Genomic DNA, 25,301 nt, shown 5'->3' with positions numbered 1-25,301 from the left:
ACGCCGAATGACCACGTCGCAGCGGTACGGACCGCAGTACGGCCCCGACATCACCTTCCTCGGAGTGCCGCGCTGCACCTGGTCGGACCCCGCGACCTACGCCGACGCCGACGTGGTCATCCTCGGCGCCCCGTTCGACGGCGGGACGTCCCACCGGCCCGGCACCCGGTTCGGCCCGCAGTACATCCGGCAGACCTGCTACCTGCCGCAGGACGGGTCGCGGCCGTCGCTGGCGCTGCGCGTGGACGGGCTCCAGGGCGACCTGACCGTGCACGACGCCGGCGACGTCGAGATGTACTCCGGAGACGCCGAGCGCTCCGTCCGCGACCTCCAGGAAGCGGTGCACGCGATCGCGAGCAACGGCGCGATCCCGCTGATCCTCGGCGGCGACCACACCATCGCGTGGCCCGACGCGGCCGGGGTGGCCCAGCACCTCGGCCAGGGCCGCGTCTCGATGATCCACTTCGACGCGCACGCCGACACCGGCGACATCGAGTTCGGCTCGCTCGTCGGGCACGGCACCCCGATGCGCCGGCTGCTGGAGTCCGGGGCCGTCCGCGGCGACCGGTTCCTGCAGCTCGGCCTGCGCGGCTACTGGCCGGGCCCCGAGACGCTCGCCTGGATGGCCGAGCAGGGCATGCGCTCCTACGAGATGACCGAGATCGTCGCGCGCGGGCTGGAGGAGTGCCTGACCGAGGCGTTCGCGATCGCCACCGACGAGTGCGACGGGGTGTTCCTGTCCGTCGACATCGACGTGTGCGACCCCGGCCACGCCCCCGGCACCGGCACCCCCGAGCCGGGCGGCCTCACCGCCCGCCAGCTGCTCGACGCGGTGCGCCGGATCGCCTACGAGCTGCCGGTCGCCGGCGTCGACGTGGTCGAGGTGTCACCGCCCTACGACCACGCCGAGATCACCTCGGCGCTGGCGAACCGCGTCGTCCTGGAGGTCCTGTCGGGCATCGCACGGCGCCGCCGCGACGACCGCGACGGCACCACGTGGGACCCGCGCCAACCGCTCCTCGACGGCCGCTAGGGGATCACGGCTTGCGGGCGACGCCGCAGAGGGTGGACGTCTTCGGCGCGTCGTTGAACGGGTTGGGCTCGGGACGCCAGTCCTCGCACGCCACCACGCCCGGCTCGACCAGCTCCAGTCCGTCGAAGTAGCCGATGATCTGCCCGGGCGGGCGGAGCCGGTAGGGGACGGCGCCGGTGTCGTCGTACTGCTGCTGCGCCTCGTTGTGCGCCTCGTCGGTGTCGGTGTCGTCGTAGAGGGCGAGGTAGCTGCCAGGGCAGAGGCCGCCGGTCAGCGTGCGGATGATGGTCAGGACGTCGTCGTAGGAGTCGACATGGCCGAGCACGCCCATGAGCATCACCGCGATGGGCCGGTCGAAGTCGAGCTTCTCGCGCGCCGCGCTCAGCACCTGCTCCGGCTGGAGCATGTCGGCCTGGATGTAGCTCGTCTCGCCCTCCGGGCGGCTGGTGAGCAGGGCGTGCGCGTGCGACAGGACCAGCGGGTCGTTGTCGACGTAGACGATGTGCGACTCCGGCGCGACCCGCTGCGCCACCTCGTGGGTGTTGTCGACGGTCGGCAGCCCCGTGCCGACGTCGAGGAACTGCCGGATCCCCTGCTCGCCCGCCAGGTAGCGGACGGCGCGGGCGAGGAAGTTGCGGCCCGCCCGGGCGATGTCCACGATTCCCGGGTACACCTGCAGATACTGGTCGCCGGCCGCGCGGTCGACGGGATAGTTGTCCTTGCCTCCGAGCCAGTAGTTCCAGATACGCGCGGAATGCGGTACGGACGTGTCGATGATGCTGCCCGGCTCCTCGGTCACGGCATACTCCCCAATTCGCGGTTCGCCCCTTCAGGGACAAAGTAGCAGCCCGATCTTCGGCCGCACGGGCGCGCAGTTGTCACGCGCCGCCGGGCGGCCCCGCCCGCAGGCCCGCCCGCGCGCCTGCCGCATTGGTCCGGGGAATTGTCCCCGCAGAACAGGCGCGCGGGCGGTGCGAATTAGGGACGCCGGCCGGACAGTTCCGCGGCCCCGATCGGCCCCATAAAGGGCGAACCTCGGGTCCCGGTTTCGGATGACCGCTTGAACGCGGACCGTCCCGGGAAGGGGAACTCGCCGTATTCGGCTTGGCTCATGACGAAATGGCGCCCGACTTGCGGGTCAGCCAGGTCTGCGACGGGCGGCAGACGAGCCGCGTTCCGTCCGCCGTGCACCACGTCTGGTAATCGCCGGAGTAGAGGCGCTCGCCGAGCCAGTGGTACCCGGTGCTCGGCTCGTGGCGGGGCGTGCTCGCGGTGAAGTTCGACGCGTCGTCGATGCTGCCCGTGCCGTCGTAGCGGGCGACCTGCGGGTACGGGTAGACGGGCCGGGTGCGGGCGACCGTCCCGTCCGCGATCTTCGACGCGACGATCGTGCCGGGCCGCCGGCCGCTCTCCGTCCACGCCATCACCGGGGTGAGGACGTCGAAGGTGTCGGGGCCCTCGCCGCCGCCGCAGTGCGCGACGCCCGGGAACAGGTAGAGCCTCGCGAAATCGTCGACCGCCTTGCGGCCCATGCTCTTCTGCATGGCGTCGTAGTAGGCGAGCGTGCTCTGCGGCGAGATGTGCTGGTCGCTCCAGCCGTGCCAGAGCAGCAGCTTGCCGCCGCCGCGCTGGAACCGGCCGAGGTCGGGGTCCATCGCGGAGAGGTACGACGACGACTGCACCGTCTTCCAGAACGATTCGACCGTGAACTTCAGATCCGACAGCTTCCAATCGGGCCTCACCTGGTTGGTGTAGCCGAGGTAGCGGGCGAACGACTCCACGAAGTTCTGGCTGCCGACCGTCTGCCCCTGCTTGGCCGGGACGAACAGCGTCCATTCGAGCTCGGAGCCCCACTCGTGGGAGATCGCCGGCTCCAGCCGGCGGCCCTGGTCGTCGACCGCGCCGTCGTGCAGCCGCCGCACCACGCCGGCCTCCGCGCTGGTCAGGCACGTCGACGGGTCCTGGCCGGACGCGCACACGATCGTCGCCGGGTCGAAGCCGCAGCTCCGCGGGTCGCCGATCAGACCGTCCTTCAGCCCGTCGAGCCCGTCGCAGGCCTTCAGCACCGCCTGATGGATCAGCGGGAGCTTGCCGGCGAGCAGGATGTAGCGGCCGTCGGAGTCCAGGTTCGTCAGGACGTTCCAGGCGTGGTGGAAGGTGTTCTGCACGACCATGTCGTTCGCGGGCGCGCCGGCGGCGATGCCGTCGAAGTCGCCCGGGTACCGCTGGGCCTCCATCAGGCCCTCGCGGCCCCCGTCCGAGCAGCCGTCGAAGTAGGAGTAGGCGGGGGAGCGGCCGTAGAACCGCTTGATGAGCGCCTTGGCCGCCTGCGACGTCACGTGGACGCCCCGGTAGGCGAAGTCGATCTGCGCCTGCGGATCGTCCGCCGCCCACGACCCGTCCGGCGAGCCCTGGTGGCCCATGTCGGTCGTCGCGCTGGCGATGGTGCCGTCCTGCACGGGCGCGCACGTCGACGCCTGCGTGTAGTTGATGGTGGAGCTGCCGCACTCACCGCCGCAGCCGGTCTGCAGGTACCGCTGCGTCCAGCCGTTGACGGGCAGCCGCATCACGATGGTGTCGGCTGGGGCGATGGTGCCCCGCACGTCGCAGTACGGCGCGGGCGCGCCGGCCGTCGAGACGGTCGCGGACGTGATGGTGACCGGTGCGTCGGTCGCGCCGTCGAGGCGGAGGCCCGCCAGGTCGGCGCAGTCCATCACCGGCTGGAGCGCGGGGAGGTCCGCGAGCCCGTCCGCCGTGATCCGCGGGGTCCGGGGCTGCGCCGACGCGTCGCCGGTCCCCGCCGCCGATACCAGGGCCGCGACGAGCAGCGCCGCGACGAGCGCGCCGGCGAACGTCCCGATCCGGCCGCGCGCGCGTCTCAGGACGCCCGCTCCGACCACCGTGCCCCGAGTGAAGAACCCATGCATGGAGTACCGCCTCCTCGGCTGGGCGGGCCCGCTGCCGCCGGGCCGCCGACCGCGGCCGGGTGAACCGCATGCGGATGCTACAAAAATGGCGACAATCCAACAAGCAATCTGGCACACAGGATCTGGACATCCCGCTGCAGGGAGCGCATCCTCCGAGTAGTCCACCCCTGAGAGGCAAGCTCGGGCCCTGTTGCCTGCGCCTGGATCGTCCAACTTTGGTTTCCAAATCGTTGACAATCTTGTCCATGGATCCTTAGCATCGCCGTCACGCCAGAGGGACCCCACCCGACCGACGCCCAGGAGAAGCACCGTGAAACGAATCCGGGCGGCTCTGGCCGCCACCTCCGTACTCCTCCTCGCAGCGTGCGGCGGGGGCGGCGGTTCCTCCAACGCCTCCGACAAGGGCCCCGCCACGGTGAAGGTGAGCGTGATCCCGATCGTCGACGTGGCGCCCATCTACCTCGGCGATCAGCAGGGCTTCTTCGCCGAGCAGAAGCTGAAGCTCCAGTTCGAGACGGCCCAGGGCGGCGCGGCGATCGTGCCCGCCGTCGTCAGCGGCCAGGTCGACTTCGGGTTCAGCAACTACACCTCGCTGGTGCTCGCCCGCTCCAAGGGGCTGCCGCTCAAGGTCGTCGCGCCCGGCAACGCCTCGACCGGCGTCGACAAGAAGGACTTCGGCGGCGTCGTCGTCAAGTCCGGCAGCCCGATCAGGACGGCCAAGGACCTCGCCGGCAAGCGCGTCGCGGTCAACACGCTGAACAACATCAACGACACGACCGTGCGGGCCTCGATCCGCAAGGCCGGCGGCGACGCGAAGAACGTCAAGTTCACCGAGCTGGCCTTCCCCGACATGCTCGCCGCCCTCGACAAGGGCAACGTCGACGCCGTCCAGGTCGTCGAGCCGTTCCTCACGACCGCGCTGAAGAACGGCGGGCGGCTCGTCGCGTCCAACTACGTCGACACCGCCCCGGACCTCACCATCGCCGCGTACTTCACCTCGCAGAAGACCGCCGCGTCCAAGCCCGACCTGGTGAAGCGGTTCGCCGCCGCGATGCAGAAGTCGCTGCAGTACGCCGACCAGCACCCCGACGCGGTGCGCAAGGTCCTCGGCACCTACACCAAGATCGACCCGTCGGTGGCGGCCGCGCTGACGCTGCCGAAGTTCCCGACGCAGGTCAACGGCGCGGGCCTGCAGACGCTGGAGAGCCTCGCCGTCCAGGACGGGCTGATCAAGAAGGCCCCGGACGCCAAGGAGCTCCTGCCGTGACGGCCGCGGTGACGGCGGACGCCGTGGGGGACGGCCGGGGCGGACGCCGTCACCGCACCGCGCCCGGCTGGCTCCTCGGCCTGGCCGGCCTCGCCGGGCTGATGGCGCTGGCCGAGGCCGTGCCCCGTGCGGGCCTGGTGAAGGAGCGGTTCCTGCCGCCGTTCAGCGACATGGTGTCCGCGCTGGCCGACGAGGCCGGGACGGGCGCGTTCTGGCGGGCCCTGCTGGAGACGCTGCGCGGCTGGGCGATCGGCCTCGCCGTCGCGACCGCCGCCGGCGTCGTGCTCGGCGTCGTGATCGGCGGCCTGCCGCCGGTGCGGGCGGCGATGGCCTCGACGATCGAGTTCCTGCGCCCGATCCCGTCGGTGGCGCTGATCCCGCTGGCCGTCCTGCTGTACGGGACGACGATGCGCGCCACGCTGCTGCTGGTCGTCTACGCCTCCTTCTGGCAGGTGCTGGTGCAGGTCCTGTACGGGGTGCGGGACGTGGACCCGGTCGCTCGCGAGACGGCCCGCTCCTACCGCTTCCGCGCGCTGACGCAGGTGCGGACGGTCCTGTGGCCGACCGCGCTGCCGTACGTGATGACGGGGTTCCGGCTGGCCGCGGCGGTCGCGCTGATCCTGGAGATCACCGGCGAGCTGGTCATCGGGTCGCCGGGCCTCGGCAAGCGGATCGCGGTGGCGCAGAGCTCCGGCGCCGTCGCGTCCATGTACGCCCTGGTGATCGTGGTCGGCCTGATCGGGGTCGTCGTCAACGTGATCGTGCGGGCGGTCGAGCGGCGCGTGCTGCGCTGGCATCCGTCCGTCCGGCGGGAGGTGGTCTCGTGACGGTCCTCGCCGCGCTGCGGCGGGCGCTGCTGCTGCTCGGGATGCCGGTCGTGCTCGTCGCGGCCTGGTGGATCGCGACGGCGGGCAGCACCGACTTCTTCTGGCCGCCGCTCAGCACGATCCTCGGCACGTTCGACGACACGTGGTTCCACGGCCGGATCGCCAGCGACGTCCTGCCGAGCCTCGGCCGGCTGGCCGCGGGCTACCTGCTCGCGCTGGCGCTCGGCGCCGGCCTCGGCGTCGCGATCGGCTCGGCCCGGGTGCTGCGCGCCCTGCTGGAACCCGTCCTGGAGTTCTTCCGGGCGATCCCGTCGCCGGTGCTCGTGCCGATCCTGATGCTGTTCGCCGGCATCGGGAACGGGATGAAGATCCTCGTCATCGTCTCCGGGTGCGTGTGGCCCGTCCTGCTGAACACGGTCGAGGGCGTGCGCGCGCTCGACGAGGTACTGCGCGACACCGCGCGCTGCTACCGGATGCGCTCGCACTCGCGGCTCGTCCACCTGGTGCTGCGCGGGGCGAGCCCGCAGATCACCGCCGGGGCGCGGCAGGCGCTGTCCATCGGGATCATCCTGATGGTGATCAGCGAGATGTTCGCCGCGAGCAACGGGGTCGGCTTCACCATCATCCAGTTCCAGCGCGGCTTCTCGATCCCGCAGATGTGGAGCGGGATCATCCTGCTCGGCCTGATCGGCATCGCCCTGTCGGCCGCCTTCCACGTCGTGGAGACCCGGGTGCTGCGCTGGTACACCGGCCTGCGCCGGGCACAGCGAGAGGGCTGAGATGACCACTGCACCGACCGGCGCCGGAACCGCCGGGACGTCGACCGCGCTGCTGGACGTCCGCGGGCTGAGGAAGGTCTACCAGGGCCGGGGCCGCTCCGTCGAAGCCGTCCGGGACCTGACCTTCGCCGTCGAGGCGGGCGAGCTCGTCTGCATCGTCGGGCCGTCGGGCGCGGGCAAGACGACCCTGCTGCGCTGCGTCGCGGGCCTGCTGGGCTGCACGTCCGGAGAGGTGGTGCTCGAAGGGGAGAAGGTGACGGGCCCGCCCCGCGGCATGGCCGTGGTCTTCCAGGAGTACGGCCGCAGCCTGTTCCCCTGGATGACCGTGCGGCAGAACGTCGAGCGGCCGCTGAAGGAGAAGCGGGTCCCGAAGGCGGAGCGGCGGCGGCTCGTGGACGAGGCGCTGGAGGCCGTCGGCCTGGCGAAGGTCCACGACGCGCACCCGTGGCAGCTGTCGGGCGGCATGCAGCAGCGGGTCGCGATCGCCCGCGCGGTCGCCTACGAGCCGCACATCCTGCTGATGGACGAGCCGTTCGCCGCCGTGGACGCGCAGACCCGCGCCGACCTGGAGGACCTCGTCCGCTCGCTGTGGAAGCGGCTCGGCGTCACCGTCCTGTTCGTCACCCACGACATCGACGAGTCGGTGTACCTGGGGCAGCGGGTCATCGTGCTGTCGAACTCGCCGACGGTCGTCCTGGAGGAGGTCCCGATCGACCTGCCGGACGAGCGCGACCAGCTGACCACCCGCGCCGAGCCCCGCTTCGCCGAGCTGCGGACCCGCATCTACAAGCTCGTCCAGCGGGCGAAGGACGGCCACCGGCCCGCCGGGTGAGGCCCGGAGGGACGAGAGGCCGGGCGCCCTAGAATCGATCAGCGGATCCCTCGGCGATCCACGCGGCGCCGCGATGGTCGCGTGCCCGGTGAAGGCCCGCGAGTGAGGAAGCATGCCAGCGCACGAGCAGACCACGGACGCCCCCGGGGCGGGCCGCCCGGACGTCGCCGCCGCGATCCGCGAGGCGATCGTCCGGGGCGACTTCGCGCCCAACCAGCGCCTGGTCGAGTCGGATCTGTCGGACATGTTCGGCGTGGGGCGCAGCAGCGTGCGCGCCGCGCTGTTCGAGCTCACCACCGAGGGCCTCGTCGAGCGCGTGCAGAACCGCGGCGCCCGCGTCCGCGCCGTGACCGTGGCCGAGGCGATCGAGATCTCCGAGATCCGCATGGTGGTCGAGGGGCTGTGCGCCGCCAAGGCCGCCGAGCGCGTCACCGACGCCGAGATCGCCGAGCTGCGCGCGCTCGGCGACGCCATGCGCACCGCGGTCGCCCAGGGGCACGTGCTGGAGTACTCCGAGCTGAACAAGGCGCTGCACTCGCGGATCGTCGAGATCAGCGGCCAGCGCACTGCCGCCGGTGTGCTGCGGCGGCTGCGGGCGCAGAACGTCCGGCACCAGTTCCAGCTGGCGCTCGTCCCGGGCCGGCCGAACGTGTCCGTCGCCGAGCACCTGGCGATCATCGACGAGATCTGCGCCCGCGCCCCCGACGCCGCGGAGCGGGCCGCCCGCCGCCACCTCCGCAGCGTCATCGACGCCCTCAAGGCGATCTGACGCCGCCCGCCCCGCCCCGGGCCGGTTTCAGAACACCGTGCCCACGTCCTCGGCGACGAGCTGGTCGGCGGCCCGCTCCGCCACCGCCGCGATCGTCATCGACGGGTTGCACGCGGCGGCGGTGCCGGGCAGCAGCGCGCCGTCCAGCACGTACAGGCCGCGGTGGCCCTGCACCCGCCCGGCGAGGTCGCAGACCGTCCCCATCGAGGCGCCGCCCAGCGGATGCCAGGTGGACGGGTAGACGGCGGTCGTGTCGGTGAGCACCGACCCCTGGCCGGCGATCTTGGTGGCGCGCTCGTTGATGCGCTTGTAGAGGGTGTCGTCGGCGCCCTTGGGCCACTGCAGGACGGCGTCGTCCTTCGCGGAGTCGTAGACGAACCGGCCCCGGCCCTTGCTCACCCCGTAGCCGACCATCATCGTGGACCGGATGTCGCCGCCGATCGGCGGCAGCGACGCCTGGATGATCGTGTTGGCCAGGGCCGGGTCGTCCCACTCGAAGCTGCCGTAGACGACCGGCCCGCCCTGCGGCGCGCCGAAGTCGTCGGCGAGGTCCGTCCAGAGGTAGATGCGGTCGCCGTTGGAGCCCCAGCCGGCGCCGAGGCCGTCGGGCATGTCCGGGATCTGGCCCTTCGCCGCCGCGCGCATCAGCAGCTTCGTGGTGCCCGCGGTGCCGGCCGCCATGACGAGCGCCTTCGTGGTGATGATCTTCTTCTCCAGCACGGTCCCGTCGGTGGCGATGCGGTCCACGGAGACCTGCCAGCGGCCGTCCGCGGCGAGCGCGACGTCGGTGACGTTGTGCTGCGTCGCGACGGTCACCCGCCCGGTGGCCTGGGCGGACGCGATGTAGGTGACGTCGACCGAGTGCTTCCCGCCGTTGTTCACCCCGAGCGCGCAGTCGCCGTTGGTGTAGGACGGCTTCATCTCGCCCTTCAGCTCGCGCAGCGCGTACGTCCAGTCGATCGGCATCGGGATCTTGGTGACGTCGTAGCCGGCCTTCCGGACGTTCGCGGCGAAGACCCGCGCGGGCTTGTACGTCGAGCTGTCGATCAGCTCGTCCGGCGCGGTCTCGATCTGCAGCATCCGCGCGACGCGCGGGTAGTACACCGAGGCCATCCGCGCGTAGTCGAGCCGCTCGGGCAGGTTCGCGTTGAACACGCTCTCGCTGGGCTGGAGCGTCATGCCCTGGTAGACCAGCGACCCGCCGCCGACGCCCGCGGCGACGATCATGTCCATGCCGTTGCCGGGCACCTGCTCCAGGAGCCCGGTGTAGTGCTCGAACGGGTCCGCCGGGATGCCGAAGATCGTCGGCGTGGAGCCCAGCCAGAACATCCGCTTGTCCGGGGACGCGGCGTGCGGGAACGTCTCGGCGTCCGGGCCGGTGGGCCACCAGACGCCGCGCTCCAGGACGAGGCATTGCACGCCCGCCTGGGCGAACCGCAGGGCCGCGACGCCCCCGCCGAAGCCGGACCCGATGATGACGGCGCGCTCCTCCGAACGCGTGACCGGCACCCGCGCCGGCACGCGGGCGGGCGCGCGCGCGGGCGTGGCGGCCCGGGCCCGCGGCGCGGTGCCGGCGACGGCCAGCCCCGCGGCGGCCGCGGCGCCGGCGAGCAGGGATCGGCGGCTGATCTCGGACATGGCTCCTCCATCGGGGTGGTCTGCGCGCGCCCCGGCGCGGGCGGCTTCGCCCGCGGGCCGCCGTGACGTACGCTCACTCGCGGCCAGGGCACCGGGCGGCGCGACGCACGCCTCGTCACGGCGCCGGGAGGGGGAGCGGTCACGCCATCCTTAGCGAAACGGCGGCGTTTCTTTAAGGTGGGCCCACTGTAGGGACACGGCGGCGCCGCGGTCACTCACCGAACTGAGCGATTCCCGGGAGGAAATGTGGGTTCGGAGACAAGACCCGCGGCCCGCAGGCGCAGCCGCATCTCGCCCGACCGCGCCGCCGAGCTGTACGCGCTCGTCCTCGACCGGCTCCGCGAGGTCGGCTACGACGCCCTGAGCGTGGAGGACGTCGCCGCGCGCGCCCGCATGAGCAAGGCCACCATCTACCGGCAGTGGGGCGGCAAGCCCGAACTCGTCATCGCGGCCCTGCGCTCCCTCGGCCCGCCGGAGATCGGCGCCGCCGACACCGGGACCCTGCTCGGCGACCTGAAGGCCTACATCGAGCGGTACCACCAGATGGCCGCCCTCGACCGCGGCATGAACCGGGCGGTCGCCCACGCCATCCACCGCGACCCCCGGCTGATGGACGCCGTCCGGCAGGCCATCGTCGAACCCGGGCTCGCCGCGCTCGACACCGTCCTGTCCCGCGGCGTCGCCCGCGGCGAGGTCCCCGCCGGCTGCAAGGCCCTCCCGTACGTCAAGTACATGCTGCTGGGCACTCTCGGCGGCGAGGCCGTCCTCGACGAGGACGTCGACATCGGCTTCCTGCACGGCTACATCGACCACGTGATCGCGCCCGCCCTCGGCCTGCGCGCCCCCGGGGACGCGGACCGACCGCCCCCGGCGGGCCCGCGCCGCTGGTGAGGACGGGGCCCGATGTATGTTGAGGTGAAGAGGAGCCGATAGCGACCCGGGCGGCGACTGGGGGAGACGCCATGGTCGATGACCGGCAGGACGGGGACGGCGGGCTCGCGCCCGAGGCGTTCGACGCCGCGCCCGTCACCATCGCCGTCATCCGCGGGCCGGAGCAGCGCCTTGCGTACACCAACCACGCCTTCCGCGCGACCTTCGGCGAGCGCCCGCTCGGCGAGCCCGTCCGGCACGCGTTCCGCGACCTCGTGCAGCGCGGCTACTTCGACCTCCTCGACCGCGTCCTCGCCGGCGGTGAGCCGGTCACCCTCACCGAGGCCCCGGTCAGCCTGTTCTTCCCCGACACCGGCTACGAGCAGCGCTTCTTCTCCTTCAGCCTGACCCGCGTGCCCGGGAACGAGCCCGCCGTGCTGTCGGTCGGCGTGGACGTCACCGGGCTGGTCGAGGCGGCCCGCCGCGACGGCGGCCCCGACGACGAGCAGCGCCGCCTCCTGCGCAGGTTCCAGAGCCTCATCCGGGTGAGCGCCGAGATCGTCTGGGTGACGAACCCGGCGGGCGAGCCCGTCGAGCCGAGCCCCGGCTGGGAGCGGGTGACCGGCCAGGACTGGGAGGGCTTCCGCGGCAAGGGCTGGCAGCAGGCGCTGCACCCCGAGGACCGCGAGGACGCCGCGCGGTCGTGGGAGCGGGCGCTCGCGCTGGCCCGCCCCTGGCGGTACGTGTACCGGCTCCAGATGGCCGCCGGAGGCTACCGGCACTTCCAGGTGAACGCCGCGCCGGTGTACGAGAACGGCGTGGTGGTGGAGTGGGTGGGCACCTGCACCGACATCGAGCAGCAGTGGCGGCGCGAGCGCCGCAGGCGGCTGCTGGACCGCGCCGCCGCCGCGACCGCCGAGCGCACCGGCCTGCGGGAGATGCTCGGCGCGCTCGCGGACGTGCTCGTCCCGGCGCTCGCCGACGGCTGCGGCGTCCACCTGCTGCCCGACTTCGTCGACCGGCCGGACGGCGCGCCGCTGCTCGCCGAGCGCGTCGCGACGGCCGCGCGGCCGGGCCTGCCCCGGCAGCCGCCGTTCGGCCGCGAGTGGTACCCGGCCGACAGCGGGTTCACCCGGACCGTGCAGCGCGGCCGCCCGCTGCACCACACCTTCCCGCCGGGCGCGCCGCCCGCGGACATGCTGCCCGAGGGCACGACCCAGTGGCTGGCCGCGTCGGACGCCAACAGCGTCGTGGTGATGCCGGTGACCGTGGACGGGACCGTGGCGGCCGTGGTGACCGCCGCCGTCTGCGGGGAGCGCGAGCCGCTGGGCCGCGACGACGTCGACCTGATGCGGCAGATGTTCGACCACGCGCACGACGCGCTGAGCAGCGCGATCGAGTACCACCGCACGCAGCGGGTGGCGCTGGCGCTGCAGCACAGCCTGCTCGCCGAGCCGCCCGGGGTGCCCGGCCTGGAGATCGTCGCACGGTACCGGGCCAGCCCCGCGACCGCCGAGGTGGGCGGCGACTGGTACGACTCGTTCGTGCTGCCGGACGGCGCCGCCGTGCTGGCCATCGGCGACGCCACCGGGCACGACCTCGCCGCCACGGTGGCGATGAGCCAGCTGCGGAACATCCTGCGGAGCCTGATCGTCGACCGGCAGGAGAGCCCCGGGCACATCCTGCGCCGGCTGAACATCGCGATGGAGACGCTGATCCCGGACGGCTCGGCCACCTGCGCCCTGGCCCGCGTCGCCGAGGACGGTACGGGCGGGCCGCGGCTCGACTACGCGGTGGCGGGGCATCCGCCGCCGGTGCTGGTCGGCGCGGACGGTACCGCCCGCCTGCTGGAGGACGCCGCGAACCCGCTCCTCGGCCTCGGGATGCTGTTCGACGAGCCGTACCACAGCGCGCAGGTCGCCCTGCCGCCCGGCTGCACGCTCCTGCTCTACACCGACGGCCTGGTCGAGCAGCCCGGCGAGCACCTGGACAAGGGGCTGGAGCGGCTGTGCGAGCAGGCCGGGCGGTTCGCCCGCCGGCCCCTCTCGGCGTTCTGCGACGGGCTGCTCACGCACCTCCCGACCGCCGGCATCGACGACCTCGCCATGATCGCCCTGCGCGTCCCGCCCGCCTGACCCCGCTCCGCCGCAGCCTGACCGCGCTGTACCGCAGCCTGACCGCGCTCCGGCGCAGCCTGACCGCGCTCCGCCGACCTGGCCGGACGGGCTCCGGGGGGCGGGTGCCCGGATCGCCGTGCGTGCCGGATCGATACCGCTCTGTCGTACCAGGTCGCTATCGTGCCTCGCGATGACAGGGGAACGATCATGGGGGAGCCGCCCGCCGGGCGGGCCCGGCCTCGCGGACCTGCGCCGCCTGCTCGCCGAGGAGCACGCCGACCCGGAGGCGGTCGAGGAGGCCCGGCGGCGCAAGGAGTCCGCGCTGCTGGACTTCGGGGTCGGCGAGAGCGCGGTGGCGTCCTGGCTGTACGCCAAGTGCCACCACCACGTACCGACCAGCGCGATCGCCACGGCCGCCGTCATGGCGACCGGCGACGGCGGCTGCGCCCTGCTCTACAACCCGTCCTTCTTCCTCGACTTGGACCCGGACGGCGTCAAGTTCGTGCTCTTCCACGAGGCCCGGCACCTCATGCACCGGCACCTCCACGTGGAGGAGGAACTGCGCACCGATCCGGTGTTCGCGCTGGCCGCCGAGGTGGCCATCAACCACGTCGCCCTGCGCCGGCTGAACCGGACGTCCCTCCCCACGGTCCCGGTACGGCCGCCGGACGGCGGCGAGCCCGTCCGGGGGCTGCGGGAACCGGTCGGCATCGACCCGGACCAGGTCTACCAGCGGTACCGCGACGACCTGGAGCGGCAGGGCTTGGCTCCGCTGCCGTACGACGAGTTCATCCGCACGGACCTCACCGTCTACGGCGAGCTGCGCCGCATGAGGTCCCCGCTCGACGAGCCCGTCACGGCGTACTGCGTGCACCTGCGCGAGGGCCCGGCGGGCGACGGCTCCGGCGGCGTCCCGCTCGATCCGGAGACCGTGGAGCGGCTCGGCGGCGAGGTGCTCGGCGAGGTGATGCGGGCCGCGCTGCGGGGCGCGCCGCGCGCCCGGTCGGAGCTGCTCGACCTGGCCGACCGCACGCTCGACGGCGGGGAGCGGCTGGAGCGGATGTGGGGCCTGCTCGGCCTGGACAAGCTGCGCGGCGCCACGCCGAGGACCCGCCGCGTCGACTGGTGGCAGCGGTGGCTGACCGACGTGCTCGCCTCGAAGCTCGACGAGAGCGAGCGGCTGGTCTACCCGAAGAAGCACGGGGCGGTGCTGCTGGCGCTCGGCCACGACCCGATGCTGGCGCGGCGCGGACCCGAGCGGAAGAAGGTCGTGCTCATCGCGTTCGACACGTCCGGGTCGATGCCCGACTCGGTGGTGGAGTGGCTGACGACGCTGGTCGGGCAGACCGACGGCGTCGAGAGCCACTGGCTCGCCTTCGACGGCGTCGTCACCCCGTTCGTGCCCGGCGAACGGGTCCGCGGGGGCGGCGGCACCGACTTCCAGAACGTCGTCGACTACGCCGAGGGGCGCCTCGAGATCGACGGCAAGGCGCTCGACGCGGAACCCGACGCGATCATCATGGTGACGGACGGGTACGCGCCGCCCGTCACGCCCGCCGACCCCGGCCGGTGGATCTGGCTGATCACCGACGGCGGCGACGAATGGCCGGACCGGCACCACCCCCCGATGGCGTGCCACCGCGTCGCGCCCGGACGATGACCGAGGAGAGGGAACCGACCGTGCCCGTCGCGCAGACCCCCGGAGCGCACCGGAGATGGAAGCCCACCGCGACCTACCCCGACCCGCCCGGGGACGGCCCCGCCGCGGGGCTGGAGACGTTCATCGACGCGATGATCGAGACCGGCCAGACCGGGCAGATCTTCGGCGAGCACGGCATCGGCAAGACCTCGACGTTCGTGTCGTACGTCCCGGAGCGGTTCCCCGGCACCACGCTGGTGGTCCTGCCCGCCGCCAACCTCGCCCCGGACGACCTGCTGGTGAACGCGCCGGTGCGCGACGAGCGGGCCGGTGAGCTGGTGCTGCGCCAGCTCATCATGCGGCAGCTCGTCCCGGGCGGGCGGTTCGTCCTGCTCATCGACGACTCGCTGCAGGCGGGGAGCACGGTCCAGTCGCAGCTCATGCAGATCGCCTGCAACTGGACGCTCGGCGAGCACGACCTGCGCGCGCTCGGCTGCGTCGGGGTGTTCCTCACCGACAACGAGTCGCTCGCCGAGACGAGCGTCCGCCGGTCCGACCCGGCGATCCTCGACCGGATGGTCACCATCCGGCTCACCGCGAACGACACCGCGTGGCGGCGGGCGCTGGCCGAGCGGTTCCCCGACTGGGACCTGCGCGGCGTCTTCCGGCGGTGGGCCGCGCTCGGCCCGCACCTGCGGCGGCTGCTCTCGCCGCGCACGCTGCAGCACGTCCTCGACTGCGCCCGCGCCGGGTTCCCGCTGGCCTGGGGCCTGCCGTTGCAGAACGGCCGCCGGCTGGCGCTGGCCGAGGAGGGCAAGGACGGCGGGCCGGGACGCGACCGCACCGAGGAGATCCTCGCCGGCATCGCGGCGGACGTCGGCGCCGCGAACCCGGCGACGGTCGCCGATCCCGTCCGCCGGATCCTGCGCGCCGCGATGGCGCACCGCTGGGCCGTCCTGCTGCAGGGCCCGCCCGGCTGCGGCAAGACGGAGATCACCAAGCAGATCGCCCGGGAGGAGACGGGCCGCGACCCCGTCTACTTCTCCCTGCCGGTGACCAGCGTCGAGGACCTGTGCGTCCCCGTGCCGACCCCGGACGGGGCGCTGGAGGCGATGCTCGCCCGCTCGCTGCTCGACCCGGAGCCGAAGGTGCTGGTGTGGGACGAGTACAACCGGCCGAAGGACAAGGCGGCGTTCGCCCGGCTGATGGAGATCACCCAGGAGTGGACGCTCGCCGGGCGGCCGATCCCGAACCTGCGGGCGCAGGTGGCGCTGCAGAACCCGCCCTACCACCTCGGCCGCAAGATGCTGGTCGCCGCGAACAACGTGGCGCAGGCCAGCCGTTTCACGATCAGCTACGAGGTGCGCCCCGAGGACATCCCGGCCAACGAGTGGCTGATCTCGACGTACGGCGCGACCGCCGAGACCGTCCTGGAGTGGTGGAAGAACGACATCGACGACGAGGGCCGGGACTGGGTCACGAAGCGCACCCTGGAGCGGCTGATCAAGCTGCACGAGGTCGGGATGCCGCTGCAGCCGGCCCTGATGTACCTCGGCGACGGCGAGTACGCGCCGGTGCCGCTGTCGGCGCTGGAGGCGCGCCTCGCCGACCGGCCGCTCATCGGGCTCGCCGAGATCGCCGCGAACCTCGCCGGGTGGGAGGCGCGGCTGGCGGCCGCGGCGGAGGAGTCCGAGGAGGGCACCAACGACACCGACCTGGTCCACCAGGTGTTCTCCAACGCGGAGGTGTCTCAGCTGGAGCGGCATCTCGACGTGGTGGCGCGGCTGCTGCCGCACCTGCCGCCGAAGCTCCGCGCCACCTACCTGGTGGGGCAGACCCCGGAGCGGCAGGGGTTCTGGATGAGCGCCCTCGCCCGGATGGCCGAGCTGTCCACGGCCGGCTGACCGGTCGGCTGACCGGGCGGCCGCCCGGGCGGCCGACCGGGCGGGGGCGCCGGGCGCCGCACGCCTAGGCGGGCACGGCCTCCTCCTCCTCCTCCTTTTCCTCCTCGTCGTCCCAGTCCTCGTCTTCCTCGTCGTCGTAGTCGTCCTCCCAGTCCTCGGGGAGGTCCTCCTCGTCGAACGGGCGGATCATCGGGACGGACACGGTCGCCTGCTCGTGGCCGACCGTCCAGGTGTTGCGGAAGAAGTCGAACTTGAGGTGGTAGCAGTCACCGTCCTCCGCGAAGAGGATCGGCGGGACGAGGACGTGCACGGCCTCCAGGGTGGCCGCGGTGGCGACGTAGGTGTCGGCCGACGGCATGGGAGGGCCGCCGAAGCAGGAGGCGAACGCCACCGGCGTCAGCGCGTCCTTCCCGAGCACGTGGATCCGGTCGCCCTCGACGACGAACAGGTCCGGGTCGAGGAGGACGTCCTCGCCGAGCAGCAGGATCGGCGCAGGCCCGATGTCCTCCTTCGCCTGCTCCTGCGCCCGCGCGTACCGCTTGATGATCTCGGCGTTGCGCGAGGTGTCGAAGGTGGCGCCGAGGTCGCCGGCGCAGAGCGGGCAGGCGCAGTCGGGCAGGTCGTCGGTCTCGGGCTCCTCCGGCTCGGGGAACAGCGCGGACTTGTCGAACGGCACGACCGGCGACTCGCCGCGTTCCCCGCGCCCGCGGGCGAGGAGAGCCGGGATCCAGTCCGTGTCGTCGGCCTCGATGACCTCCGTCTCGCACAGCGTGCGGTACGCGGAGCCGCCGACCTTGCAGTTGAAGTAGTCCAGGAGCGTGATCGCGGTGCACTCGGCCGGGGAGAGCCCGTCCTTGGGGAACCAGTAGTCGTAGCCGTTCGCGACGTACTCCACGCCGCGGAACCGCTTGTGGACGAACGGCTCGGGCCCGGACGCCGAGGCGGACGCTGAGGGGGACAGGCCGTTCCAGTGCGCGGCGGCGACCCGGTTGTAGTAGTCGTCGGCGTGCCGGGCGAGCTCGGGGGCGAAGACGCTCTCGCCCGTCCAGTAGGTGGCCTTGCCGAACAGCGCGCCGATCTCCGGGTCGTGGTCGAGGCCCGCGCCGCTGAAGATCAGCTCGGTGCGCAGGAAGACCTTCCGGCCGTCGCGGTAGGGCCGGCCCTCGTGCTCGTACCGCTGGTCGAAGATCACGCAGGTGAACGGCTCGATCGCGGTGAGCGCGCCGCCGCCCGCGAGGTCGAGGGCCGGGTCGCCCTCGCCGCCGGTGAGGTACAGCAGGACGGTGTAGCGGGAGACGTGGTTCCGCGCGGCGTCGTAGTACGGCGTGTCGAGGTGGGAGTGGAAGTTCGCGTCGCCGGGCTCGAAGCGGTTGCCGCGGAAGACGGGGTTCACGTGCGCGAAGCCGTCGAGCACCGCGTCCGGCAGCGCCTCGCGGACGGCGGCGCCCAGCGCGTCGGCGAGCAGGGCCGAGTGGAAGATGAAGCGGTCGCCGCCGCGCGACGAGGCGTTGAGCGGGGGGACGTAGAGCTCCAGCGCGTCGAGGCCTTCGAGGGCGGACCGGGCGGCGGCGGGGAGCCGGAGCGAGAACGCGTGGGCGCCTTCGGCGAACTCCTCGCGGCCGGTGAGCTCCAGGTCGAGCGGGACGTCCGCGAAGAGGCGGTCGAGCGGGAGGATGTTCTCGAACGTCCGGTACGACAGCTCCCGGGGGTCGGCGAAGACGGCGGCGAGGTCGGGCATGGCCGCGACGGGCCGGGCGAACAGGTCGCGCACCCCGGCGTCGAGGCGTTCGGCGTCGACGAAGCGGACCTGCTTGAACCGGGCCGTCGGGTGCCAGCAGACCGCGAGCCCGTCGACGGTCGCGGCGGGATCGGCGGCGGTCGCGTCGACCTCCGCGCGGTAGGCGTCGATCTCCTCGGCGGGGGCGCGGCCGGCCGACAGGGCGAAGAACCGGTCGCGGAGTTCGAGGCTCATGCGTTCCTCCACAGGATGCGCAGGGCGGGCGGGAGCTGGGGGGCGCGTGCGAGCGCGGCCGCGCCGTCGTCGCCGACGTCGTCGCGGTGCAGGGACAGCCGGGTGAGGGAGCCGATGAAGGGCGCCGCGAGCAGGGCCCGCGCCCCCTCCGCGCCGATCTCGTTGTACCGCAGGTCGAGCTCGGTCAGGTTCTCGAACCGGTGCAGGGCGTGCACGCCCTTCGCGCCGATCAGGTTCTTCTGGAGGCGGACGCGGCGCACGCCCCGGAAGGCGGGGGAGTCGGCGAGCGCCGCCAGGCCGTCGTCACCGATGCGGCAGTACCGCAGGTCGAGCGACTCCAGCCGGCCGCCGGCCCCGGCGGTCCGGACGCCGGCGGCGCCGGCGTGCAGGTACGCCGACACGGCGACGGCCCTGGCCCCGAGCGCGCCGATGCGCAGGTACGCCAGGTCGAGCTCGGTGAGCCGGGCGAGGTCGAGGGTCGCGAGCGCGCCGGTGTCGATGGAGTCGGACGGCTCGTCGGTCTCCTCCTCCCAGTAGTCGTCGTCCTGGCCGCTCGCCGGCCGGATCCGCAGCCCGGTGACGAACGGTTCCCGCAGCGCCTGCCCGATCAGCGCGGGCGCGGCGTCGGACCACTGGACGGCGACCTTCGTCGGGAACCCGTACCGGCGTGCCAGGACGGTCACGCCCGGCGGGAGCGAGGCGTCCCAGCTCCGCCGGTGCCGCCGCGTGAGGTTGACGATCGTGCGCCGCACGGCGTCGCGGTCGGCGGCGCGCAGGTGCGGGCGGCGCATCTCCAGGCGGATGATCCGGCCGCGGGCGTCGCCCTGCTCCTGGAGCCGGTCGCTGTAGGCCGCCCACAGGGCGAGGTCGCCGGGCTCCTCGCGGAGCCGCTGCTCGAGTTCCGCCGTCTTCATCGCGTCGGGCCGCCGCGCCGCGGCCGGTCGGCTGCTGAAGTGATCATGCCGCCCCACCCTAGGGGAGCCCGCCGACACTCGGCGGCGGTCCGGGTTTTTGCAGGTTTCCCACAACTCGGGCCGCGCAGCCTGCGATGTCAGCGACATGGAGCTACCGGCGGGTAACCGGAAGGGTGGGCACAGCCGAGAGCCGTCGTTCCCGGCGGACATCGTGGTCTACAGGAGGGCTCGGTCGGGTGTTCAGTCGTGTCGCCATCGTCAATCGTGGTGAGGCCGCCATGCGGCTCATCCACGCCGTACGGGACATCGCCGCGGAGACCGGGACACGGATCGAGACCGTCGCCCTGTACACCGACGTCGACCGGACCGCCGCCTTCGTGCGCGAGGCGGACCTGTCCTACGACCTCGGCCCCGCGTCCGCGCGCCCGTACCTCGACCTGAAGGCGCTCGAGCGCGCGCTGGTCGAGACCGGCGCCGACGCCGCCTGGGTCGGCTGGGGCTTCGTCGCCGAGGACCCGGCGTTCGCCGAGGTGTGCGAGAAGGCCGGCGTCGCGTTCGTCGGGCCGAGCCCGGACGCGATGCGCCGGCTCGGCGACAAGATCGGCGCGAAGCTGATCGCCGAGGAGGTCGGGGTCCCGGTCGCGCCGTGGAGCCGCGGCGCCGTCGAGACCCTCGACGCCGCCCGCGCCGCGGCGGCCGAGATCGGCTACCCGCTGATGCTGAAGGCGACCGCCGGCGGCGGCGGGCGCGGCATCCGCGTGATCACCAGCGAGGCCGAACTCGACGACGCCTACGAGCGCACCAGCCAGGAGGCCGCGCGCGCGTTCGGCAGCGGCGTCGTCTTCCTGGAGCGCCTCGTCACCGGCGCCCGGCACGTCGAGGTCCAGGTGATCGCCGACGGCGAGACCGCGTGGGCGCTCGGCGTGCGCGACTGCTCGGTGCAGCGCCGCAACCAGAAGATCATCGAGGAGTCGGCGTCGCCGGTGCTGCCGCCCGCGCGGGCCGCCGAGCTGAAGGCCTCCGCCGAGCGGCTCGCGGTCGCGGTCGGCTACCGCGGCGCCGCCACCGTCGAGTTCCTCTACCACCCCGGCGAGGACCTGCTCGCGTTCCTGGAGGTCAACACCCGCCTCCAGGTCGAGCACCCGATCACCGAGTCCACCACCGGGTTCGACCTGGTCAAGGCGCAGCTGCACGTGGCGTCCGGCGGACGGCTGGAGGGCGCGCCGCCGGTGGAGCGCGGGCACGCCGTCGAGGCCCGGCTGAACGCCGAGGACCCCGACCGCGACTTCGCGCCGTCCCCCGGCCGCATCGCCCGGCTGGACCTGCCCGCCGGGCCCGGCGTCCGGGTGGACACCGGCGTCGCCGAGGGCGACACCATCCCCGCCGACTTCGACTCGATGATCGCCAAGATCATCGCCTACGGCCGGGACCGCGAGGAGGCGCTCGGCCGGCTGCGCCGGGCGATGGCGCAGACCACCGTGATCATCGAGGGCGGCGCGACCAACAAGAGCTTCGTGCTCGACCTGCTCGACCGGCCCGAGGTGATCTCCGGCAGCGCCGACACCGGCTGGATCGACCGCGTCCGCGCCGAGGGCGACCTCGTCTCGCACCGGCACTCCGCGGTCGCGCTGGCGGCCGCCGCCATCGAGGCCTACGAGGCGGAGGAGGCCGCCGAGCGGCACCGGCTGCTGTCCACGGCGTCCGGCGGGCGCCCGCAGGTCCGGCACGAGAGCGGCCGGCCCCTCGACCTCAAGCTGCGCGGCGCCGGCTACCGGGTGCGCGTCGCGCGGATCGGCGCGCAGCGGTTCCGCGTCGGCGTCGAGGCCGGCGACGGCGTCCGCACCGCCACCGTCGAGCTCGACCGCTTCGACCGGCACACCGGCCAGATCGTCGTCAACGGCGCCCGGTACCGCCTCGTCACCGGCACGCACGGGCCGATCCACCTGGTCGAGGTGGACGGCGTCACGCACCGGGTCAGCCGGGACGAGGGCGGCGTCGTCCGCTCGCCCGCGCCCGCGCTGGTGGTCGCGACGCCGCTGGAGGTCGGCGCCGAGGTCGAGGCGGGCGCGCCGGTGCTGGTGCTGGAGAGCATGAAGATGGAGACGGTGCTGCGCGCGCCGTTCCGGGCGCGGCTGAAGGAGTGCGTCGTCTCCGTCGGCGGCCAGGTGGAGACCGGCGCGCCGCTGCTGCGGCTGGAGCCGCTCTCCGACGGCACCGAGACCGAGGACGCCGGCGCGGCCGGCGCCGTCGAGCTCGACCTGCCCGCCGAGCCCGCCGAGGTCCCGGCGCGCGAGCGCGCCGCCCGCGGCCTGGAGGAGCTGCGCAGCCTGCTGCTGGGCTTCGACGCCGACCCGCACGACGACCGCCGGGCGCTCGACGGCTACCTCGCCGCGCGCGGGGCGGCCGCCGCGGACGGCCACCGGACCGTGGAGGAGGAGCTCGCGCTCGTCGACGTGTTCGCCGACCTCGCCGAGCTGACCCGCGACACCCCGGCGCCCGGCGCCGACGGCGACGGGGCCGGCACCGGCCACGTCCACAGCGCCCGCGAGTACTTCCACACCTACCTGCAGAGCCTCGACGTCGAGCGGGCCGGACTGCCGGAGGAGTACCGGGCCAGGCTCGCCAAGGCGCTCGCCCACTACGGCGTCACCGACCTGGAGCGCTCGCCGGAGCTCGAGGCCGCGGTGTTCCGGATCTTCCTGGCCCAGCAGCGCGCCGCCACCGACGCCGCGGTCGTCACGGCGCTGCTGCGCGCGTGGCTGCAGGAGCCGCCGCCGGACGAGGTGCTGCGCGAGCCCGTCGGCCTCGCGCTGGAGCGGCTCGTCGCCGCGACGCAGATGCGCTTCCCCGTCGTCTACGACCTCGCGTGCGGCGTGGTGTTCGCCTGGTTCGCGCAGCCGCTGCTGCGCCGCAACCGCGCCCGCGTCTACGCCGCCGTCCGCCGGCACCTGCGCCACCTGGACGCCCACCCCGACGCCCCGGACCGCGCCGAGCGCATCGCCGAGATGGTGCGCAGCACCGAGCCGCTGGTGCGGCTGCTCGGGCAGCGGCTCGTCCGCCACGACCGCGACAACTCGGTCATGCTGGAGGTGCTGACCCGCCGCTACTACGGCAACAAGGGCCTCACCGGCGTCCGCACCGTGCATACTCCGGGCCACGACGGCGGCGCGGCCTGCGCGTTCGTGGTCGCCGAGCGCGCCGGGTCGTGCGTGGCGTCCGCCGCTGTCCGGTTCGAGGAGCTCGGCGGTGCGCTGCGCGGGCTCGCCGAGCTGGCCGGCGGCGCGGACGCCATCGACGCCGACATCTACCTGGCCTGGGAGAACCAGCCCGAGGACTTCGACGCCATGGCGGCCGCGCTGCAGGAGGTCATCGCCGCGCACCCGCTGCCGCCGCGGGTCCGCCGGCTCACCGCCACCGTCGCGGGCAGCGCCGGCGCCGTGATGCACCACCACTTCACGTTCCGCCCGTCCGCCACCGGGATGGCGGAGGAGCGGCTGATCCGCGGCCTGCACCCCTACATCGCGCAGCGGATGCAGCTGGAGCGGCTGAACAGGTTCGACCTCACCCGGCTGCCGTCGGCGGACGAGGAGGTCTACCTGTTCCGGTGCGTCGCGCGGGAGAACCCGTCCGACGACCGGCTCGTCGCGTTCGCGCAGGTCCGCGACCTCACCGAGCTGCGCGACCACGAGGGCCGGCTCGCGACGCTGCCGATGGCGGAGTACTCCATCGCGACCTGCGTCGACTCGATCCGCCGCGCCCGGTCGCGGCGGCCGTCGAAGAACCGGTTCGACACCAACCGGATCGTGCTGTACGTGTGGCCGCCGATCGACCTCACCCGCGCGGAGCTGGAGATGATCATCAGCCGGGTGCTGCCGACGACCGCGGGCGCCGGGCTGGAGGAGATCCTGCTCATCGGCCGGCAGCGGGACCGGAGCACCGGCGAGCTGACCAAGATCGCGGTGCGGCTGGCGTTCGACGCCGCGGGCGGCGTCGAGCTGACCGTCGGCGAGCCGTCCGACGAGCCGATCGAGCCCGTCGACGGCTACCGGCAGAAGGTGCTGCGCGCGAGCGCCCGCAACACCGTCTACCCGTACGAGCTGACCGCGATGCTCGGCGACTTCACCGAGCACGACCTCGACGACGCGAACGCCCTGGTGCCGGTCGACCGGCCGAAGGGACGCAACACCGCGGCGATGGTCGCGGGCGTCGTCACCACGCCGACCGCCCGGCACCCCGAGGGCGTCACCCGCGTCGTCCTGCTCGGCGACCCGACGAAGGCGCTCGGCGCGCTGTCGGAGCCGGAGTGCCGCCGCGTGATCGCCGCGCTGGACCTGGCCGAGCGGATGCGGGTGCCGCTCGAGTGGTACGCGCTGTCCGCCGGCGCCCGGATCTCCATGGAGTCCGGCACCGAGAACATGGACTGGGTGGCCGCCGCGCTCAAGCGGATCGTCGAGTTCACCCAGGACGGCGGCGAGATCAACATCGTGGTCGCGGGCATCAACGTCGGCGCCCAGCCGTACTGGAACGCCGAGGCGACGATGCTGATGCACACCAAGGGCGTCCTCGTGATGACCCCGGACTCGGCGATGGTGCTGACCGGCAAGCAGTCGCTCGACTTCTCCGGCGGCGTGTCGGCCGAGGACAACTTCGGCATCGGCGGCTACGACCGGGTGATGGGCCCGAACGGGCAGGCGCAGTACTGGGCGCCGAACCTGACCGCCGCGCGGGACATCCTCATGGCGCACTACGACCACGCCTACGTCGTGCCGGGGGAGCGGGGGCCGCGCCGGGCCCCGACGTCCGACCCGGCCGACCGCGACGTCTCCGCCTTCCCGCACGTCGTGGAGGGCAGCGACTTCGCCACCGTCGGCGAGATCTTCTCCGCCGAGGCCAACCCGGACCGCAAGAAGCCGTTCGACATCCGCACCGTGATGCGGGCGCTGTCCGACCAGGACCACCCGGTGCTGGAGCGCTGGGCGGGCATGGCCGACGCGGACACCGCGGTCGTCCAGGACGTGCATCTCGGCGGCGTCCCGGTGTGCCTGCTCGGCATCGAGTCGCAGGCGGTGCCGCGGCGCGGTTTCCCGCCCACCGACGGCCCGGACTCCTACACCGCGGGCACGCTGTTCCCGCGCTCGTCGAAGAAGGCCGCGCGGGCGATCAACGCGGCCAGCGGCAACCGCCCGCTGGTGGTCCTCGCGAACCTGTCGGGCTTCGACGGCTCGCCGGAGTCGATGCGCAAGCTCCAGCTGGAGTACGGCGCGGAGATCGGCCGCGCGATCGTCAACTTCCGCGGACCCATCGTGTTCTGCGTGATCTCGCGGTACCACGGCGGCGCGTTCGTGGTGTTCTCCAAGGCGCTCAACCCGAACATGACGGTGTTCGCGCTGGAGGGCTCGTTCGCCTCGGTGCTCGGCGGGGCCCCCGCCGCCGCCGTGGTGTTCGCCCGCGACGTCGACGCCCGCACGGCCGCCGACCCGCGCGTCCGGGAGCTGGAGGCCCGCGTCGCGGCCGCCACCGGCCCGGGCCGCGCCACGGTGACCGCGGAGCTCGACGAGCTGCGGTCGTCGGTCCGCGCCGAGAAGCTCGGCGAGGTCGCGGCGGAGTTCGACCGCGTGCACGACATCCGGCGCGCGGTCGAGGTCGGCTCCGTCGACGCCGTCATCGGCGCCGCGGAGCTGCGTCCCCGGATCATCGAGGCGATCGAGTCCGGGCTCGCCCGCGGCTGAGGCGGGCCCGGCGGGGACGTCCCGCCGAGGCTTGCTCCCAGGTCAGCGGGGTACCAGCTGGAATGTGCCCGGCGCGCGTGCCGG

At 73.4% G+C, this 25,301-nt stretch carries 16 protein-coding genes; 11 read left to right on the top strand and 5 right to left on the bottom strand.

The genetic code is table 11. The annotated features are described in order from the left end of the window. The first annotated feature begins 7 nt into the window (after positions 1-7). Entirely contained in the window at positions 8-1,033 is a 1,026-nt protein-coding gene (gene speB, locus AB0C78_RS13065) for an agmatinase (RefSeq protein ID WP_360746244.1), read from the top strand. Between the two features lie 4 nt (positions 1,034-1,037). Here the strand turns inward: speB and AB0C78_RS13060 are convergent, their stop codons facing one another. Next, entirely contained in the window at positions 1,038-1,832 is a 795-nt protein-coding gene (locus AB0C78_RS13060) for an SAM-dependent methyltransferase (protein ID WP_360746241.1), read from the bottom strand. A gap of 310 nt (positions 1,833-2,142) precedes the next feature. Continuing rightward, positions 2,143-3,960, bottom strand: a complete 1,818-nt coding sequence (locus AB0C78_RS13055; protein ID WP_360746238.1) for a tannase/feruloyl esterase family alpha/beta hydrolase — start codon at positions 3,958-3,960, stop codon at positions 2,143-2,145. A 310-nt stretch (positions 3,961-4,270) separates the two neighbouring features. On the opposite strand from AB0C78_RS13055, the gene AB0C78_RS13050 reads away from it, so the two are divergent. The 5 genes from AB0C78_RS13050 to AB0C78_RS13030 all read left to right on the top strand — a co-directional run bounded on the left by AB0C78_RS13050 (position 4,271) and on the right by AB0C78_RS13030 (position 8,434). Then, positions 4,271-5,227, top strand: coding sequence for an ABC transporter substrate-binding protein (locus AB0C78_RS13050; protein ID WP_360746235.1), 957 nt, complete (start codon positions 4,271-4,273; stop codon positions 5,225-5,227). Then, positions 5,224-6,054: an ABC transporter permease subunit gene (locus AB0C78_RS13045; RefSeq protein ID WP_360746232.1), complete on the top strand. Its 831-nt coding sequence runs from the start codon at positions 5,224-5,226 to the stop codon at positions 6,052-6,054. Before AB0C78_RS13050 ends, AB0C78_RS13045 begins: the two co-directional genes overlap by 4 nt. Beyond that, entirely contained in the window at positions 6,051-6,833 is a 783-nt protein-coding gene (locus AB0C78_RS13040) for an ABC transporter permease subunit (RefSeq protein ID WP_360746229.1), read from the top strand. The genes AB0C78_RS13045 and AB0C78_RS13040 overlap by 4 nt, the downstream gene beginning before the upstream one ends. A gap of 1 nt (position 6,834) precedes the next feature. After that, the gene (locus AB0C78_RS13035) at positions 6,835-7,665 is read left to right on the top strand and encodes an ABC transporter ATP-binding protein (protein ID WP_360746226.1); all 831 of its coding nucleotides are present in this window, start codon (positions 6,835-6,837) and stop codon (positions 7,663-7,665) included. A gap of 112 nt (positions 7,666-7,777) precedes the next feature. Next, entirely contained in the window at positions 7,778-8,434 is a 657-nt protein-coding gene (locus tag AB0C78_RS13030; protein WP_360746223.1) for a GntR family transcriptional regulator, read from the top strand. Between the two features lie 27 nt (positions 8,435-8,461). Here the strand turns inward: AB0C78_RS13030 and AB0C78_RS13025 are convergent, their stop codons facing one another. Then, positions 8,462-10,072, bottom strand: a complete 1,611-nt coding sequence (locus AB0C78_RS13025) for a GMC oxidoreductase (RefSeq protein ID WP_360746220.1) — start codon at positions 10,070-10,072, stop codon at positions 8,462-8,464. 246 nt (positions 10,073-10,318) lie between these two features. Between AB0C78_RS13025 and AB0C78_RS13020 the strand changes: the two genes are divergently transcribed. From AB0C78_RS13020 to AB0C78_RS13005, 4 genes are all read left to right on the top strand, one after another. After that, positions 10,319-10,963, top strand: a complete 645-nt coding sequence (locus tag AB0C78_RS13020; RefSeq protein ID WP_360746217.1) for a TetR/AcrR family transcriptional regulator — start codon at positions 10,319-10,321, stop codon at positions 10,961-10,963. Positions 10,964-11,034: 71 nt separating this feature from the next. Next, positions 11,035-13,077 carry a SpoIIE family protein phosphatase gene (locus tag AB0C78_RS13015; protein WP_360746214.1) on the top strand — a complete coding sequence of 681 codons (2,043 nt, stop codon included), beginning with the start codon at positions 11,035-11,037 and terminating at the stop codon, positions 13,075-13,077. A 172-nt stretch (positions 13,078-13,249) separates the two neighbouring features. Further along, entirely contained in the window at positions 13,250-14,719 is a 1,470-nt protein-coding gene (locus AB0C78_RS13010; protein ID WP_360746211.1) for a hypothetical protein, read from the top strand. After that, entirely contained in the window at positions 14,716-16,602 is a 1,887-nt protein-coding gene (locus AB0C78_RS13005) for an ATP-binding protein (protein ID WP_360746208.1), read from the top strand. The genes AB0C78_RS13010 and AB0C78_RS13005 overlap by 4 nt, the downstream gene beginning before the upstream one ends. A gap of 64 nt (positions 16,603-16,666) precedes the next feature. On the opposite strand, the gene AB0C78_RS13000 is transcribed toward AB0C78_RS13005, so the two are convergent. Together AB0C78_RS13000 and AB0C78_RS12995 are read right to left on the bottom strand one after the other, a co-directional pair. After that, positions 16,667-18,574, bottom strand: a complete 1,908-nt coding sequence (locus tag AB0C78_RS13000) for a hypothetical protein (protein WP_360746205.1) — start codon at positions 18,572-18,574, stop codon at positions 16,667-16,669. Further along, the gene (locus AB0C78_RS12995; RefSeq protein WP_360746202.1) at positions 18,571-19,488 is read right to left on the bottom strand and encodes a TIGR02996 domain-containing protein; all 918 of its coding nucleotides are present in this window, start codon (positions 19,486-19,488) and stop codon (positions 18,571-18,573) included. Before AB0C78_RS12995 ends, AB0C78_RS13000 begins: the two co-directional genes overlap by 4 nt. 236 nt (positions 19,489-19,724) lie before the next feature. On the opposite strand from AB0C78_RS12995, the gene AB0C78_RS12990 reads away from it, so the two are divergent. Continuing rightward, positions 19,725-25,217, top strand: coding sequence for a carboxyl transferase domain-containing protein (locus AB0C78_RS12990; protein WP_360746199.1), 5,493 nt, complete (start codon positions 19,725-19,727; stop codon positions 25,215-25,217). Positions 25,218-25,301: the final 84 nt, after the last annotated feature.

The sequence above is a fragment of the Actinomadura sp. NPDC048394 genome (genome assembly GCF_040651755.1).
GTDB classification, from domain to species: Bacteria; Actinomycetota; Actinomycetes; order Streptosporangiales; family Streptosporangiaceae; genus Spirillospora; species Spirillospora montaniterrae.
This window is presented reverse-complemented; position numbering and strand designations above follow the sequence as displayed.

What these genes read in the sequence shown, in the direction of transcription:
- AB0C78_RS13000 (WP_360746205.1), bottom strand. Translation starts at nt 18,574, where the DNA reads ATGAGCCTCGAACTCCGCGACCGGTTCTTCGCCCTGTCGGCCGGCCGC.
- AB0C78_RS12995 (WP_360746202.1), bottom strand. Translation starts at nt 19,488, where the DNA reads ATGAAGACGGCGGAACTCGAGCAGCGGCTCCGCGAGGAGCCCGGCGAC.
- AB0C78_RS13030 (WP_360746223.1), top strand. Translation starts at nt 7,778, where the DNA reads ATGCCAGCGCACGAGCAGACCACGGACGCCCCCGGGGCGGGCCGCCCG.
- AB0C78_RS13010 (WP_360746211.1), top strand. Translation starts at nt 13,250, where the DNA reads ATGACAGGGGAACGATCATGGGGGAGCCGCCCGCCGGGCGGGCCCGGC.
- AB0C78_RS13015 (WP_360746214.1), top strand. Translation starts at nt 11,035, where the DNA reads ATGGTCGATGACCGGCAGGACGGGGACGGCGGGCTCGCGCCCGAGGCG.
- AB0C78_RS13005 (WP_360746208.1), top strand. Translation starts at nt 14,716, where the DNA reads ATGACCGAGGAGAGGGAACCGACCGTGCCCGTCGCGCAGACCCCCGGA.
- AB0C78_RS13035 (WP_360746226.1), top strand. Translation starts at nt 6,835, where the DNA reads ATGACCACTGCACCGACCGGCGCCGGAACCGCCGGGACGTCGACCGCG.
- AB0C78_RS13025 (WP_360746220.1), bottom strand. Translation starts at nt 10,072, where the DNA reads ATGTCCGAGATCAGCCGCCGATCCCTGCTCGCCGGCGCCGCGGCCGCC.
- AB0C78_RS13055 (WP_360746238.1), bottom strand. Translation starts at nt 3,960, where the DNA reads ATGCATGGGTTCTTCACTCGGGGCACGGTGGTCGGAGCGGGCGTCCTG.
- speB (WP_360746244.1), top strand. Translation starts at nt 8, where the DNA reads ATGACCACGTCGCAGCGGTACGGACCGCAGTACGGCCCCGACATCACC.